The organism is Brevibacillus laterosporus (assembly GCA_007833815.1).
GTDB lineage: Bacteria > Bacillota > Bacilli > Brevibacillales > Brevibacillaceae > Brevibacillus_B > Brevibacillus_B laterosporus_D.
Genome location: CP033464.1, coordinates 1,597,789 through 1,612,036, shown reverse-complemented (window position 1 = coordinate 1,612,036; position 14,248 = coordinate 1,597,789). Strand labels below are relative to the sequence as shown.

Here is a 14,248-nt window from a genome sequence, read left to right as displayed (position 1 = left end):
ATTCATAATAATATATTACTAACTAGTTGAGTCTCTGGAACTATACTAAATACCAAAAATAGACGGTATGATTTACCAAAAGGAGTTGATGTTACTTGAGAATTCTAAACCGTTTAAAAGCAACAAAATTACTCATTTGCTTAAGCACAAGTTTATGCATTATTAATTATCCTTTTATTTCTTTTGCTGAAAAACCTAATACTAATGTAGACAGTGAAACAAGCAAGCCTATTGACATTGATACTGGAATAGCTAACTTAAACTATAATGTTCACGATATTTTAGCAGTAAATGGTGATCAAATAGATAGTTATGTTCCAACAGAAGGTGTTAAATCAAATGGTAAATTTATAGTGGTTAAACGAGAGAAAAAATCACTTACAACTTCACCAGTGGATATTTCCATTATTGATTCTATGGCGAATCGTACCTATCCAGGCGCAATGCAACTTGCAAACGACGCTTTTGTGGCAAATCAACCTACTTTATTAATGGCCAAGAGAAAACCCTTGAATATTAGTATAGATTTACCTGGGATGAAAAGAGAAAATACAATAACGGTTGAAAACCCAACATTTGGTAATGTATCTGGAGCAATCGATGAATTAGTATCTACTTGGAGTGAAAAGTATTCAACAACAAATACTTTACCTGCAAGACTACAGTATGCAGAATCCATGGTTTATAGCAAAGATCAAATAGCAAGTGCTCTTAATGTTAACTCTAAAATTCTTAACAATTCACTGGGAATTGACTTTAATGCTATTGCTAGTGGAGAGAAGAAAGTAATGGTTGCTGCGTATAAGCAAATATTTTATACGGTAAATGCAGAGCTACCAAACAATCCATCAGACCTCTTTGATGATAGTGTTACTTTTGAGGAACTGATCCGTAAAGGGGTAAGTGATGAAGCTCCACCTGTTATGGTGTCAAATGTAGCTTATGGCAGAACCATTTATGTGAAATTAGAAACAACCTCTAAGAGCAAAGATGTACAAGCTGCATTTAAAGCCTTACTCAAGAATACCAATGTAGAAGCTAGCGGACAGTACAAAGACATTTTTGAAGATAGCTCCTTTACTGCTGTAGTATTAGGGGGAGATTCAAAAGAGCATAACAAAGTTGTCACAAAAGACTTTGATGAAATACGAAATATTATTAAAGATAATGCAGAATTTAGTCTAAAAAATCCAGCATACCCTATTTCATATACTAGTATTTTCTTAAAAGATAATTCAATCGCTGCTATTCATAATAATACAGACTATATTGAGACTACCTCTACAGAATATTCTAAAGGTAAAATCCTTCTTGATCATTATGGTGCATACGTTGCTCAATTTGAAGTATCCTGGGATGAATTTTCATATGATAAAGATGGAAATGAGGTACTTACCCACAAAACTTGGGATGGAAACTACCAAAGCAAAACAGCTCATTTCTCTACCGTAATACCACTTCCACCTAATTCTAAAAACATAAGAATTCTTGCTAGAGAATGTACAGGTCTAGCATGGGAATGGTGGAGAACGATTATAGATGAATACAATGTTCCATTAACTAATGAAATAAAAGTTTCAATTGGAGGAACTACATTACAACCATCAGCTAGTATTAGCCACTAGAAAAGAGAAGTACCCATTGGAAAAACAGTACCTCTCCTTCTTTCAGAGGCTAGCTAGACATAAAAAAGGATTACATGATTATGATGTAAACCTAAAGCATACCAGGGCAATGAATCGTATTAGCGTAATGTAAATTGGTCAACACTCTCCTTACGCTTAATCATTTATCAGATTGAAGGATTGAAAACGGCTAAAATTCTTGCTACACAAGGACTTTAGCCGTTTTCTTTATCCTTATTTTCTCTCCAACAAGCAAACCGACTCCACATGCCCTGTATTGTAACATAGCTGTTCTACCTTGAATTACGTGCTACGGAAGTGCGGAAAACCAAGGTAGAATAAGCTTTGTTTTGTAACATCTCTCATTCTAGTTTACCTCAAAAACTTAATGGCGTTGTCAATTTGGTTGTCAGTTGTCAGTCCCCTTTCTATATGAGAGGGGCTTTCTTCATCCTTGTATCTTTTCTAATCTGGCACACAACTCATGCTGCCATTCTATGTCTTTCGTCAGGCTGGCAATTAAAGATAGGTTTTTGAGTTTCGCAATCTCCCAAGCTCTTGTAGCGTTCGCACTGAGACCTTGACTCATTTCTGTCATTTCCGAGCCAGTCAGCTCTCTTGTCTTATTTATAACCCAAATCTCTGCCATACGTTGGTGGACGATCCACATCTGCACCATCTCCTTAACCTTAATGGTACAGTGTATGCACAGTTAACTTTGATTTTGCATGTCCAACTATGATTTTTTTCTTTCCCAAATTTGTTCAACCGTCCATTGTTTTCCTAATCCCTGTTCAACGGCTTGGTCGTTCAATGCATCCACTATGTCATAAGCCAGCATTAGATTTGGCACTGACCTGTTTCTCGCTAAGCTTGTGATCGTATTCCGGCTAACTCCAAGTGTATCAGCTAACTCCTGCTGAGACATATCTAACATGACCAGGATTGTTTTCAGGTAACAGATCATAAAATCACCCCATTGCTCACTTCACTACTGCCCTTGTCGAATCCTTTAGCGAGTAAATGGAGGTTTTGACGAAAAAAAAGACCCTACAATTAAGTAAGAACTATATGTCAGTAATTTGACACGGTAGCAAATTGAATTGTGGAATCTTGAACGACTCTCCTTCGTTTTGTTATTTAATGGAATTAAATTGTAAATATAGGTAATTTTGTAATATAATAGAGTTGTAACTACAATTTCAAATTTTTGGGAGGTTCTACTTTGAAAAAAATCTTGATTCCAACCGTGCTATGTACTGCCTTGTTATTCTCTCAAAACGTATCACACGCATCTGAAATCAATAACGTTCAAACACACCAATCTCAATCAATCGAAACAATCGTAATAGAAGGTAAACAAATTACCTCCGAGGTTTTAGAAGATAATGAAGAGCTTCGTAAAGTAAAAGTGACATCAGGAGAAGAAGTCACAATAGCAACATATGACAAAGTCAACAATAAAATAAAAGTAGAAGAAGCAGAAAAAAAGGCTGTTACAATACAACCTGTTAACCAAATACAGTCTAGTAAAAATGAACTTAATCTAGACGCAGCAGCCAAAGATAATGTCATCGCAGAGGCAGAAGACGATTGGTTTGGATATGGTTACCAAATTAGCCGATCCGATAAAACCTTTAAATGGAAAATCTATTCTCCTAGTGCAAGTACAACGAAAAAAGAAAACTCTAATAATAAATCTGAATTAGTTGATTTCAGAAATTCTGTAGATACATTGGAGTCTTATCAAAAAGAAGCATATGCGGTACTTGGTACAACAGGAGCTGCTGTGGTAGCCGAGCTTTTAGCAGCTCCAGCAACCCTTGGCTCATCTGGAGTTATCGCTATAGTTACTGCTCTTGGCGGCTCAGCAACAGCAGGATACAAGGTTTGGCAAGCTTATAAAGCAAGACAGGATTGTGAATATAGGTTCGAATCAGCTTGGAATAATAAGTAGATATAGAAATTAAATTCCCCACATATACATCTAGAAACTGGAGTGTTTTTCCAGATTATAGTAAAGTGAATCGTAAATGATTCACTTTTATTTTTTAAGGAGGGGTGATATGGATAGTATTTATATAATTATTTGGACGACCACTATTTTTATAGTAACTCTGATTTTATTTAAAAATCTGTATATTTCAATAAAAATAACCAATATAAGATTGAGAGAAATTTCTCAAAAATTAGCTATTGAAAATCATTTAGATTTAGAAGTTCAATCATTGATTGAACAAGGAAAAAAAGCTGAAGCAACAAAGCTAGTCCAAGATAAACTCAAATTAACAGCCCAAGAAGCAAAACATTATATTGAGTTACTTTAAAAATCAAAAAGCCTTGCAATCAATGCGAGGCTTTTTGATTTTTAACTTTTTCTCGCCACGAAATCTACTTTTTAAAACAAGTAAGAGTGGGACCTTTTCAATTGTTTTCAATCTTCACTACATCCTCTACAGGTATCCACCAGAAATCCTCATCGTTCTTTAGCTTAATCTGTTTAAACGTTGAATCAAACTTCTCTACCCATCCCCAAGCTGATTCAATTACGCCCCTATCCCCTTTTGTTGCTTTCCACCAGTTGATTGTAAGAGCGTAGTCATGCTGACGTGAGTCAGAAATTCGATAACAGAACTCGGCTAGCTCATCCTCTTCAATGATCGGCTTCTCAACTAGTTTCTTATCCTCGTGGAGCTGACGTAACATCTCGGCATGCTCAGGTAAAATAAATTTCGTTACAAGCGGATCAAGAATTTTAGTAGCCATCAAAAAACATCTCCTATAAAGAACGTTTGTTCCTATTTTAGGCGAACAGATAGCGAACATGCAAACAAAATATATTGGTAATAATATGTAATAATCCGTTGTACTTTGTATAACAGAATGCTATAATAGTATTAGAAAGGAGGTGCAGAATTGGGATGGTTGAAAGATTGGCTTCCTCTTATCGTCTTCCTGTATACGATCTACAAAGACTTTATTCATCCAAAGATGAAAAAGAAGAAGAAAAAACAAAAACGGCGCCCCCGCCAAGGAAAACGCCGTAAGTAAGCTGGGGAGGGAAACCTCCCCCCTACATCCCAATTATACCATGAAAATCAAAAACTTAGACGTGAGAAATCTTGTATCTATCCGTGGCGCTTTAGCTCTTGCTCTCCTTGCTACTTACACACCAGATAGCGCTTGGTGGAAACAAGGAATACTACTCGTGACAGTCGCTTATCTTATTGTGACAGCTTTATTTGGACGGAGGAATTAACGTGCTTGTGAATGTAGATGATCTTGTTGGCTTCGGAGAAGTCTGTGAAATGACAGGTAAAACCAAGGGATACCTGCAAGTTTACATTAAACGCGGTCAGTTCCCTGAGCCGATAACGACACTTTCATGTGGGCCGATATGGTTGAAGGAACAAATTGAAGATTGGATGGAAAGTAGATCAAAATAAAAGGGTGGTTGCTATGAAGTTTGGAATCCGTAAACCAAGTTTCAAAAAGCGTGTAGCAGCTAGGACAAGCTTAAAACGACAGTTAGTACATCGGGCTGGGTTGAAGATGCCGAGAGGTTGGGGATGGCTCAGAAATCCTAAGAAGTATGCTTATAACAAGGCGTATAACAGAACCAATTTTGATATATTTAAGGTGATTAAGAAGTTGTTTAAATAGCTAATGTTTGGTTGCAAAATTCCGTGGAAATAAGCAAAATGGTTGCAGAGATGATTGTCAATAAAAAAAGAAGATTATCATTAGATGACATAGCAAGCTTCTTGACACGGACAGAGCCAAATTATCAGCCTATAAGGATGAATGTAATGGTATCTTACCTACGCGGAGAATGCCTATTACAGCCCGTTCTGAACTTTATTGGTATGAAGCAAGCTGAGTTAGCGAGGCGAACAGGTTTGTCGGCTAGAATGATATCGCATTATGCCACAAACACAAAACAAATGTCTCCAGAAGCTATGTATACCATTACTTGCATCATTCAGATGTACATGCCAAACTTCCGCATGGAACATCTCTATGAATGGGAACGGGAACAATAGGCATTGATGAGTAGATTTTCTACTCTCTCCTACGATATTTGAGAACCTATAGGTACTTAATATTTCTAAAAAAAATCATTTATTTCCTTTCATTATAGTTTACAATATTATCTAATTAAAGTATCATATGGGAAGTTACGTTTTTCCTTATATTTCCAAGACCAATAAGGGGGATAGGTAAATGCAAGCTTTGGAATACAGTTATCAAGAGGCACAAATAGAACTACGTCAGCATTTGCAAGATGCACTTGATAAAAAAGAATGGAAACAAAAAGATTTGATTCTCGCCACCGGAATTGATTCAGTTACTTTGAGTCAAATAATGAACAACAAACGGGGATTGACATTACCTCAATTAGACGCTATTACAGAAGCTTTAGGATTACCGAAAGACACCTTCTATGAGTATTTTATTGGGGAATGCTTTAACGAATCAGGAAAATTGTCACCTGTTAAAACTGCTGATTTTTTCACAAGTTGTATCAACGTAGAACGATATGACATTACAAAGAGGATCATAGAATTGATCAAAGATGATACAGATAGAAGAAGGCTTCTTGATAACACCTTTAAGATGGCAGAGCATATTTTTTCATCCGATCAAAGAAACTATAGTCTGCCCTTGTATGATATCGTGACCGCGAACAGTACAACACGTAATGAACGAGCAGCCATTTCTTATTTTAAACGATTTGTAATAGCTAGAGATATAGACCTTACTGTCTCTGGGTATCAAACTCTTCACCAACTTTTAGAATACCTTCCTATACTTCCAGAAGAATATAAACTAGAAGCGTATTATAAAATATTAACTTTTTATAATGCCGTAGAAAAATGGGGGGAATTATTAAAGTATGCAGCAGAATTGAAGGAATTGGCTATCACGTTAAACGATAACAAATTCATAGCGGAAGCCTTACTATATGAATCCTTTAGTTATCGAGAAATGAAAGATTATAATAAAGCATTGCTTATAACTAAAGAATATGCTAACTATGAAGGCTTTCAGCAAATTTCAAAATTAAACGAATTATTATTTTCAATAGAAATGGGCCATGTCGAATACATTGACAACTTTGCTAGTTTAGCTACTGATGTTGAAATATTTATGTTATTGCCAGTTGCTGTTGAAACATATTTACAGAATAAAGATATAGAAAGCATTCAAAAACTGATCTGTACCTTTGAAGAACAAATCAAAAAAATTGCTTGTCAAACAAGCATTCCTACCAAAAGACATAAGCTAAAACTTTATCAAGCATTAGCCTCATATTATTTTATAATTGAGGATAGCAATAAAGGGTTTGAATACATCTTTGAAGCTCTAGACCTAGCTATCATGTTTAAAAATGTAGAAAGAGTCCGTAGCATTATTTTGAAGTATTATGAATATGATTATCTTGCAACACCAGAACAAAAAGACAAATTTGTCGATGTCATGACAGAAAGGGACGGTGATTTACATGAAGCGAGGAATAATTTTCTTACTAGCGATTCTTTCCTTGTACGGCTTTACAGAAACGAATTTTGAGGTTAAGGAATTGGAAACAACAGCTTCTTCAAAAAGTGTAGGTGAAGGTTGGTAATTAGAGAGGGCATCCTCTCTTTTTTTTTGGAATGAATTAGGAAGAGAATCTACTTTCAAAAAGGAATGATCACTATAAAAAACACTTTATTAACAGGAGTTCTTTTGTTTTTATCCATTTATTTAATTAATCTAATTCCAAATGTGCCATTTTGGACACGATGCATCTTATTATTTATCACGATAATGGTTTCACTAAAATTACCAGATTTAATTTTTAAGAGAAAATAAGAGAATCAAACAAAAAGACTTAATTAATTAACACAAATTTCTATTAGGAAAATTTGTTCCTACTGATATATAATTAAGTCAACAAATGGTAATCCATGAAAAATATAGAAAAATAGATTGTTTTTATCATTTTTGTGGTTGCCAGAGAAAGGAGGGTAGTGAACAAGGAATACTCATAGAAAGGAGTTGAAAGATGTTAGCATGGGACGATGATAGATGTCCAGAGAAGGAAATAAAAACGGGGTGTTCCTATATGCCCTCAGAAAGCTTAGGAACACCCCATACCAAGCATCTAGAAAATGCTCCATTCAAGTTTATCATGCCCTTGCGTTCAAAGGGGAAAAAATATTTTTTATTAGAACAGTAGTTGTCGGATATGAGAATAAAGCTGTACGGAAAAACCTTTTAGAAAAAGACAGCCGTGTTTCAGCTTTTCCATTAAGACGCCAGAAGGATTGGTTTCATGAATATGTTGGTATGGGGTGACTCTTATCAAGAAATTGAAATTGCAAGAGCCAGCTAGAATATTACGAAAACAAGAACTAAAAGAAGAATGGTCTGAACGCCGTCTTGAGTGGAAACGTGAGGCTAAAAATATTTTGTTTATAAAGGTAACAGAAGAAAATCACAAATAGTTCGGAGGTTTAAATATGTTTAAGAAAAGATTACTTATGTTTTTGATGTCAGTCTCACTAATATTTACGGGAGCTTTAGGTGTGTCAGCTTCTGAAACAGAGAGTCAAAAAATCAATAAACCAGAGGATGTTCCCGTGGAGTCAACATATCCAAATTCAAGAGTTGAGATTAAGCCAGGAGATATTCTTATAACAAGCAATACCATTTCCAAAGGACTTACTGGTCATGCTGCCATTGTTGTAGATACAGAAAATGTTGTTGAAATACTAGGGCCAGGGTATAATCCAGAAAAAAATTCAATTAAGAGTTTTTTTAGAAAAAATGTAAGTAAAAAATATGGGACGAAAGTAGTTCGACATAATCGAACCAAGATTCGGAACCAGGCAGCAGATTGGGCAGACTGGTATGTAAGAAAATATTCAGATGTAGAATATGCCATCTCTGATTTATACAATTATAAGTCCAAAACATATTGCTCAAAAATTGTATGGAATGCATACTATTTTGGTGCTGATGTTCGATTGAATACATCTACGACATATGCACCTGGGCCAGGGGGTACATCTCCAATTAAACTAGAATTCGCTGCTCCTTACGATCTGGAAGACAGTTCAGATGTGACCACTGTACTTACTCAAGGCAATTTCTAAAAAAAGTACAAAAAGTTACCTGCAATTTGACAGGTAACTTTTTTATTATTCCTTATGTTTTGCTTCATCACTTAATTGACCTTTATTATACTTAGAAGCTCCATAACCTGTTTGTATGACCTCTCCATCAATAACGCTATAGCCATAAGTTTTATCTTTCTCGTCACTAAAAATGACTCTAGTACCATACGCAGCGAACTTCCTTTGATAATCAACGTTAATTTCTGTAATATCACTTTCTTTGTACTTTTTTTCATTTATTAAGTAGGTTTCTACTTGATTTTTTATTTCTTCTTTCTTTGATGAGTAACCGCCAATAAGCCACTCAAAGTTATAAATAACTAAGAATGCAATCAATAAGGCTATTATAGACAAATATAATTTTTTCAAAAACCATCCCTCCCTCTTACACTACAACATTACCTGCTTATTATACCAATAAAGATAATTTTATCCAAATATTCTTTTAACTCGAATTACATCCATTAATGTTCACAACATGAATCACGATACTATGGTATAGACCATTTTATACAACTTCCTCATATTCTGACATTTTTGTTGTTATTAGTGTATGATCCTTTTTTTATCATCAATCTAAATCACTTGTTCTGCGGCTCCTGCCCACTAGCAACACGTACCCGATCGGCAAGTTCACCAAGGTAATTCGCTTGCTCCTTCATCCCCATTGCGTCACTAACTTTCCATTGTGTTTTCAAAACCAAAATCAGTTCATTTGCTAACAGTTTATCCACCGTTGTTTCCTCCTTGTCATATGTAGCTAGTCCGTATTTTTCGATCAATCCAATAAGTTTACCTGAATAATCAGGATCAGTGGCATAACCGCCTTTATGGATAGCATAACAAGCAGTCTTATAATCAGCTCCTAACACGCCATGATAGCGTGTAGGCTTGTCTCTTGTACCGTTTAGTATTAGTTTGGAATGATCTGCAATAGACTCTCCCCAGTTGTTATAGGCTCGGAAATTAGCTGTTATGGTCGTCCATTGACCGTTGTAATTCTCCTTTGTAGGCATGGCACAAACACCTGCGGGACCTGTTCCTTTAATTCCGAACAAGTTATTCCCTTGCTTAGTTAGTCCACTCTCGCCCCAAGCTGATTCAAGAATAGCCTGAGCGATTGTAAGAGAGGCAGGTATCCTCGTTTTCTTCATGTCTGCTACAGCACCCGGTGCAATCTTATCTATAAAATCTTGTGGTTTCATTGCTCCACATCCCCCTTCTGAAATGAATTTTTTACTCCCGAATGAATCCCGATAGCAGCCGTTGCCTCAATAAAAGCAATCTTGCCAGCTTCGAGTAAATCGCCCCCGAATAGTAAAGCGTTGATCGCATTATAAGCTACTGCAATCACAACAATAGCAAGAGGAATGTACTACCCTCGTCACCTATTTCTACGTCTGGTATGAGCTGTCCACCATACACATAGCGCTTAACGCCCTGAGTGTCCCAGTATTCCACTTTTTTGATAGTCTTCTTCTTTTTACCCTCATACGTTTCAACCTCATAGACTCGGATAACAGCGTCCAACTCAGTGTGCGCGCTATCTTTCCACATAGGAATGACCTCTTCGCTAGGGATACGTTTGAATGATAGCTCTCCTGCCTCGTTGTAATAGACCTGGAGCCACGCCTTACCCTTATTGATAGATTCCTTGCCTACGTTTTTGAGAGTGCGCAAAAAAGCCTTGCCAATATAATCTCCTAGCAAGGTTTGGTATGTGTTGTTATTCGTTTGTACGCTCATAGGTTTAGAGAGTAGATAGCCAACCTTTTGATCTGCTAGTTTCCTTGCAAAGTTGTGTACAAGCTTGTTGTTGGCTAGGTTCTTATCTTCTACCTTACCGCCACCCTCGCCAATTACTTCTCGCTTACGGGTTAGAATGTCGCTGTCACCACGGTAGTATTTGTCGCCTTTGATCATAAGCTCTCGGACTTTTGATGTTTTCCATTCATCTACTTCACGTTGAATAAACTCTTCTAGCGTCATACCTGACTTAGCACCATCGGCAATGATTTTGTTAATCCGATCTGTTTCTGTTTGGACCATGCGCCCTCCTTTCTAGTCAAAAGAAACTGACCCGCCTCTTAAGTCTGATACCTCGTAATCATCTAGTGCATACCAAATTGCCGATAACGTGTGGGGGTCAATCGTGAACTCATCTTCGAGTAATTCCCCTTGTTTATCGACTGCAAATGTCAGTTCTTTCAATTCCTCAATCTTGTTTGGGCATTGATCGGAACATATAATTTTTTTAAAACGTTTGATCTTCTTTGTGTACTGCTCACGGGAGCCTTGAAACTTCTTGGCTGCCCTCATGTTAAATCCTTTTTGACGGAAGAAACGAATGGTTTTTGGTTCAGCACTATCAGCTTTGATAAGCTCACCAGAACGTTTAAACTCATCTATTTCCTCAACCGTCTTATCATCTGTCATTTGGTTTTTGTAATACTCCCAGTAGATGTAAAGAATCTTTTCGTTATGATCCACAGCAAGCCGTAACGAAGCGTTATATGAAGTCTGGAAACCAAAGTCCATGCCAGCACGCATGATCGGTTTTCTAATACTGCCTATGGCATTCATAACCACCTCATGTGGCTGTGTAACGAACTGAGGGAATACAACGATTCCATTAACTCCAAACTCACCTTTACGGGCAATCCTATGCAAATCTGGATCATGTATTTTCAACTCTTCTAGTTGCTCAATATAACTGCCGGGAAGAAACAAGTTATCATCTGCTTTAGAGTGATGGTAATACGTATCTTTGACTACCATAACCCTTTCTTGATACAAATCTCGATCATCCAGGACAAAATGCTTCGCCTTGGTGTTCTTGAAAAAGTGTTTGTAGCACCAGTTAGATGTACTTACTGGATTCGTTGACAAGATCATGTGTAGCTTCATAGTTGGATGCCGCAAGCGCCCAGTAAGCTCTTTGAACCCGTCATACTTAACCTCTGAACACTCTTCTATCCAGATGATTGAGACGTTATGAATGGATTTCAGTTTGGCAGGCTTGTCCATTCCTTTGAATATGATCTTGCTACCGTTAGGAAAACGAATCTGCATAGGTGATGTTACAAACCTTATCTTCTCATCAAGCCCTAGCTCTATGACGATATCCTCAAATAACGTGAAGCAAGAGTCTCGGATAGTGTCGTAAACTTCACGAATCACTAGAGCAGTTCGTTTTTCTTCTAGTAGCTTCAATACAAGCTTGAGAGCAACATGATAGCTTTTGGAAGAACCATAACCACCAACCAGAAAATAAAACTTGTGATCCCAGTTGAACAAAAACTCTTCAAAGTGAGGGTTAACCTCTTTCTCAACCATTACCCCTCACCCTTTCGCTTGATGAGGATTTCAATAGGTTTATCATCATCTTTAGAAGTCTTTTGTTCAAGGACGGCTATTTCACCTTTCAACTTCTCAACACGCAAGCGTTGTTCTTCGGTCGCCAGTGAGCTGTTAAGCATCTCTTCATAGCGTTTAATCAAGCCTTGTAGAGTTGTCATAGCCCTTGATTGGGCGTTTAGGAATGCAGCCTGTTTATCCCAGGCATGTTGGTATTCCCACTCTTCTTCTGTTCCGAACATACCAGGCTTTTCTTTTATTAATACCCTTGTCTCATCATCCTGATCACGCACAAACATAATACGTTGCGCTCTTACTATCGCTGTGTACTGGATAACAATGTTCTCCCAAAGCATATCAATAGGAGACTTTGATTCTATCTCTTCCATGATATCTGCTGTTTCCTCTGGGAAGTATTTGCGGAAGAAGCCGTGGGTAACTGCATTGCTATTTCTTTTCGGTGCGGTTCCTCCACGATTGCCTACGGCGTTTCTATTCCCCTCTGGCGCTCCAGCATTTGACTCAGTTTTCATTGTAGTACTACATTGACCTGTTTGTAGTACTACATTCCATTTGTCTCTGCTTTTCCAGTTACTTATTGTTTTTTCCTTCTCGCCTAGTTGCTCGGCAAGCTCTCGATTGCTAATGTTTCCGCCACTTTCGAGCCATAACTCCAAGGCCTTGTCGCGGTTTGGACTCCTTGCTTTTGCCATTACATGATCACCACCACCTATTGAGTTTGTTTTGCAAAAGAAAAAAGCGCCGCGTGGGCGCTTATATGTGTCGCATTAAACTATAATCCCTTTTAATCTTTTTTATCTCATCACTATACAAGAAAAGAGACTTATTCATCTCTTGGAGATACTCTATATATTTTTGATTGCGTTCATCTTGACTAGTTCCATCATGGTTAGTACTCCTCATGTAATGTTCTAGACTAAACGCTAAATTCAAAAAATCATTTGCATAATCATAGGCTTCAATACTTACAGTAGCAACCTTCTGCAGTAGCTCTTCACTCCTGCTTACTAAATTAGTTAGATGGATATGAAACTCATAATGATGATTCTGTCCTAGAAATTCGGAAAGTAATGAATAATAGTCAACCAGGATAGTCTGTACAAATACACCATGATGATAACGTAAAGGTATCGAATTAAAAAAATCTCTACGATTTTGATCTTTTATTGCCATTCTAACACCTAATAATGTAATTGCTCCTCCTATGATAGACCCTACAAATCCAATCATTGCAATAAACACATCTCTTTTAAGATCAATGAATAGGTCAATCCATTTAAAAACAACTGTGCCAATTAAAATCCACATTGCTATTAGTGCAGTATACCCTTTTAGCATTTCCATTGTTTTTTTTCTCACATTATCCCTCCTTATTGCCATTTTGAGGTAATAAAAGGAGGTTGTCCATTATAAAACCCCCACTTACTTCGGCAGGGGGTATCCACCGTGATCGCGACACTATAGTTTCTAAAGTACCTCTTAGGTTGAAGGAGATACCTACTTATTGAAGAATTTGATATAGTATTACTTCAAAAGGATGAACTGAGATGAAAAAAATTTTAAGAATTATTTTCCAAAATCCCATCGTTAATTTCATAGAAAAAGCATACCCTTTATTTTGGTACTTAATATTATTCCTTTTGTTATTTACTGATTTAATTAATAAAAGTACATATCCTCTTATTGTTTTGATTCTTGTCTTCATTGCAGTTGCACCCATTATTCACCTACGAGATCTGAATCTTAAAAAATTTATGAGTACAAACATATATTTCATGGCCTTTGTAACATTTTTCATACTACCTATTTCCGTGGTATTCTGGCCTTTCTTCTTGTTTTCGATAATATTCTTCGAAACCTCATCATTAATATTTTTATTTTTAATCTTTCTATCTTCCTTTCTTATCTTTTGGTTTTTATATAAGCAAAACGAAAAACATTCTACTAGAGAAATATTTTTAAAACACGTTAGGATATCCTTTGATATTTTGAGATGCTTTTCTGTTATTCTACTTTCTATTTCTGTCATATCTTCAAACTTTATTAATGATTTTACTACCTTTTTTGGTCCAACTTATA

The 14,248-nt window shown here is 36.6% G+C and carries 19 protein-coding genes; 8 read left to right on the top strand and 11 right to left on the bottom strand.

Annotated features, from left to right (window positions below; translation table 11 throughout):
• The first annotated feature begins 95 nt into the window (after nt 1–95).
• Nucleotides 96–1,625, top strand: coding sequence for an alveolysin (locus tag EEL30_09205; protein ID QDX92486.1), 1,530 nt, complete (start codon nt 96–98; stop codon nt 1,623–1,625).
• 448 nt (nt 1,626–2,073) lie between these two features.
• Here the strand turns inward: EEL30_09205 and EEL30_09200 are convergent, their stop codons facing one another.
• Both EEL30_09200 and EEL30_09195 read right to left on the bottom strand, forming a co-directional pair.
• Entirely contained in the window at nt 2,074–2,295 is a 222-nt protein-coding gene (locus tag EEL30_09200) for a hypothetical protein (protein QDX92485.1), read from the bottom strand.
• 66 nt (nt 2,296–2,361) lie between these two features.
• Nucleotides 2,362–2,592: a helix-turn-helix domain-containing protein gene (locus EEL30_09195; protein ID QDX92484.1), complete on the bottom strand. Its 231-nt coding sequence runs from the start codon at nt 2,590–2,592 to the stop codon at nt 2,362–2,364.
• 258 nt (nt 2,593–2,850) lie between these two features.
• Between EEL30_09195 and EEL30_09190 the strand changes: the two genes are divergently transcribed.
• The gene (locus EEL30_09190) at nt 2,851–3,582 is read left to right on the top strand and encodes a hypothetical protein (protein ID QDX92483.1); all 732 of its coding nucleotides are present in this window, start codon (nt 2,851–2,853) and stop codon (nt 3,580–3,582) included.
• Between the two features lie 109 nt (nt 3,583–3,691).
• Nucleotides 3,692–3,952, top strand: a complete 261-nt coding sequence (locus tag EEL30_09185; protein ID QDX92482.1) for a hypothetical protein — start codon at nt 3,692–3,694, stop codon at nt 3,950–3,952.
• A gap of 97 nt (nt 3,953–4,049) precedes the next feature.
• Here EEL30_09185 and EEL30_09180 read toward each other — a convergent pair whose 3' ends face one another.
• Entirely contained in the window at nt 4,050–4,391 is a 342-nt protein-coding gene (locus tag EEL30_09180; protein ID QDX92481.1) for a YolD-like family protein, read from the bottom strand.
• Nucleotides 4,392–4,885: 494 nt separating this feature from the next.
• On the opposite strand from EEL30_09180, the gene EEL30_09175 reads away from it, so the two are divergent.
• The 5 genes from EEL30_09175 to EEL30_09155 all read left to right on the top strand — a co-directional run bounded on the left by EEL30_09175 (nt 4,886) and on the right by EEL30_09155 (nt 8,770).
• The gene (locus EEL30_09175) at nt 4,886–5,071 is read left to right on the top strand and encodes a hypothetical protein (protein QDX92480.1); all 186 of its coding nucleotides are present in this window, start codon (nt 4,886–4,888) and stop codon (nt 5,069–5,071) included.
• A gap of 13 nt (nt 5,072–5,084) precedes the next feature.
• The gene (locus EEL30_09170) at nt 5,085–5,288 is read left to right on the top strand and encodes a hypothetical protein (GenBank protein ID QDX92479.1); all 204 of its coding nucleotides are present in this window, start codon (nt 5,085–5,087) and stop codon (nt 5,286–5,288) included.
• A 146-nt stretch (nt 5,289–5,434) separates the two neighbouring features.
• Nucleotides 5,435–5,668: an XRE family transcriptional regulator gene (locus EEL30_09165; GenBank protein QDX95715.1), complete on the top strand. Its 234-nt coding sequence runs from the start codon at nt 5,435–5,437 to the stop codon at nt 5,666–5,668.
• A 181-nt stretch (nt 5,669–5,849) separates the two neighbouring features.
• Nucleotides 5,850–7,199 (top strand): XRE family transcriptional regulator, encoded by a 1,350-nt coding sequence (locus tag EEL30_09160; protein ID QDX92478.1) that lies wholly within the window; start codon nt 5,850–5,852, stop codon nt 7,197–7,199.
• A 956-nt stretch (nt 7,200–8,155) separates the two neighbouring features.
• Complete coding sequence (locus EEL30_09155; protein QDX95714.1) at nt 8,156–8,770, top strand: hypothetical protein; 615 nt, start codon at nt 8,156–8,158, stop codon at nt 8,768–8,770.
• Between the two features lie 45 nt (nt 8,771–8,815).
• Here the strand turns inward: EEL30_09155 and EEL30_09150 are convergent, their stop codons facing one another.
• The 8 genes from EEL30_09150 to EEL30_09115 form a co-directional block, all read right to left on the bottom strand.
• A complete protein-coding gene (locus tag EEL30_09150; protein ID QDX92477.1) occupies nt 8,816–9,160 on the bottom strand; it encodes a DUF3139 domain-containing protein in 345 nt (114 codons plus the stop codon).
• Between the two features lie 212 nt (nt 9,161–9,372).
• Nucleotides 9,373–9,996: a mannosyl-glycoprotein endo-beta-N-acetylglucosamidase gene (locus EEL30_09145; protein ID QDX92476.1), complete on the bottom strand. Its 624-nt coding sequence runs from the start codon at nt 9,994–9,996 to the stop codon at nt 9,373–9,375.
• 145 nt (nt 9,997–10,141) lie between these two features.
• Nucleotides 10,142–10,840, bottom strand: a complete 699-nt coding sequence (locus EEL30_09140) for a phage portal protein (protein QDX92475.1) — start codon at nt 10,838–10,840, stop codon at nt 10,142–10,144.
• Nucleotides 10,841–10,852: 12 nt separating this feature from the next.
• On the bottom strand, nt 10,853–12,127 hold the full coding sequence (locus EEL30_09135; protein ID QDX92474.1) for a PBSX family phage terminase large subunit: 1,275 nt from the start codon (nt 12,125–12,127) through the stop codon (nt 10,853–10,855).
• Nucleotides 12,127–12,861, bottom strand: coding sequence for a hypothetical protein (locus EEL30_09130; GenBank protein QDX92473.1), 735 nt, complete (start codon nt 12,859–12,861; stop codon nt 12,127–12,129). The genes EEL30_09135 and EEL30_09130 overlap by 1 nt, the downstream gene beginning before the upstream one ends.
• 61 nt (nt 12,862–12,922) lie before the next feature.
• Nucleotides 12,923–13,528: a hypothetical protein gene (locus EEL30_09125; protein ID QDX92472.1), complete on the bottom strand. Its 606-nt coding sequence runs from the start codon at nt 13,526–13,528 to the stop codon at nt 12,923–12,925.
• Between the two features lie 142 nt (nt 13,529–13,670).
• The gene (locus tag EEL30_09120) at nt 13,671–13,889 is read right to left on the bottom strand and encodes a hypothetical protein (protein QDX92471.1); all 219 of its coding nucleotides are present in this window, start codon (nt 13,887–13,889) and stop codon (nt 13,671–13,673) included.
• Nucleotides 13,890–13,892: 3 nt separating this feature from the next.
• Nucleotides 13,893–14,198, bottom strand: coding sequence for a hypothetical protein (locus EEL30_09115; GenBank protein ID QDX92470.1), 306 nt, complete (start codon nt 14,196–14,198; stop codon nt 13,893–13,895).
• Nucleotides 14,199–14,248 lie beyond the last annotated feature (50 nt).

Coding starts and splice junctions, on each gene's coding strand:
- EEL30_09200 (QDX92485.1), bottom strand. CDS start 2,295: ATGTGGATCGTCCACCAACGTATGGCAGAGATTTGGGTTATAAATAAG.
- EEL30_09195 (QDX92484.1), bottom strand. CDS start 2,592: ATGATCTGTTACCTGAAAACAATCCTGGTCATGTTAGATATGTCTCAG.
- EEL30_09185 (QDX92482.1), top strand. CDS start 3,692: ATGGATAGTATTTATATAATTATTTGGACGACCACTATTTTTATAGTA.
- EEL30_09180 (QDX92481.1), bottom strand. CDS start 4,391: ATGGCTACTAAAATTCTTGATCCGCTTGTAACGAAATTTATTTTACCT.
- EEL30_09170 (QDX92479.1), top strand. CDS start 5,085: ATGAAGTTTGGAATCCGTAAACCAAGTTTCAAAAAGCGTGTAGCAGCT.
- EEL30_09165 (QDX95715.1), top strand. CDS start 5,435: ATGGTATCTTACCTACGCGGAGAATGCCTATTACAGCCCGTTCTGAAC.
- EEL30_09160 (QDX92478.1), top strand. CDS start 5,850: ATGCAAGCTTTGGAATACAGTTATCAAGAGGCACAAATAGAACTACGT.
- EEL30_09155 (QDX95714.1), top strand. CDS start 8,156: ATGTTTTTGATGTCAGTCTCACTAATATTTACGGGAGCTTTAGGTGTG.
- EEL30_09145 (QDX92476.1), bottom strand. CDS start 9,996: ATGAAACCACAAGATTTTATAGATAAGATTGCACCGGGTGCTGTAGCA.
- EEL30_09140 (QDX92475.1), bottom strand. CDS start 10,840: ATGGTCCAAACAGAAACAGATCGGATTAACAAAATCATTGCCGATGGT.
- EEL30_09135 (QDX92474.1), bottom strand. CDS start 12,127: ATGGTTGAGAAAGAGGTTAACCCTCACTTTGAAGAGTTTTTGTTCAAC.
- EEL30_09130 (QDX92473.1), bottom strand. CDS start 12,861: ATGGCAAAAGCAAGGAGTCCAAACCGCGACAAGGCCTTGGAGTTATGG.
- EEL30_09120 (QDX92471.1), bottom strand. CDS start 13,889: ATGGGTGCAACTGCAATGAAGACAAGAATCAAAACAATAAGAGGATAT.
- EEL30_09115 (QDX92470.1), bottom strand. CDS start 14,198: ATGACAGAAATAGAAAGTAGAATAACAGAAAAGCATCTCAAAATATCA.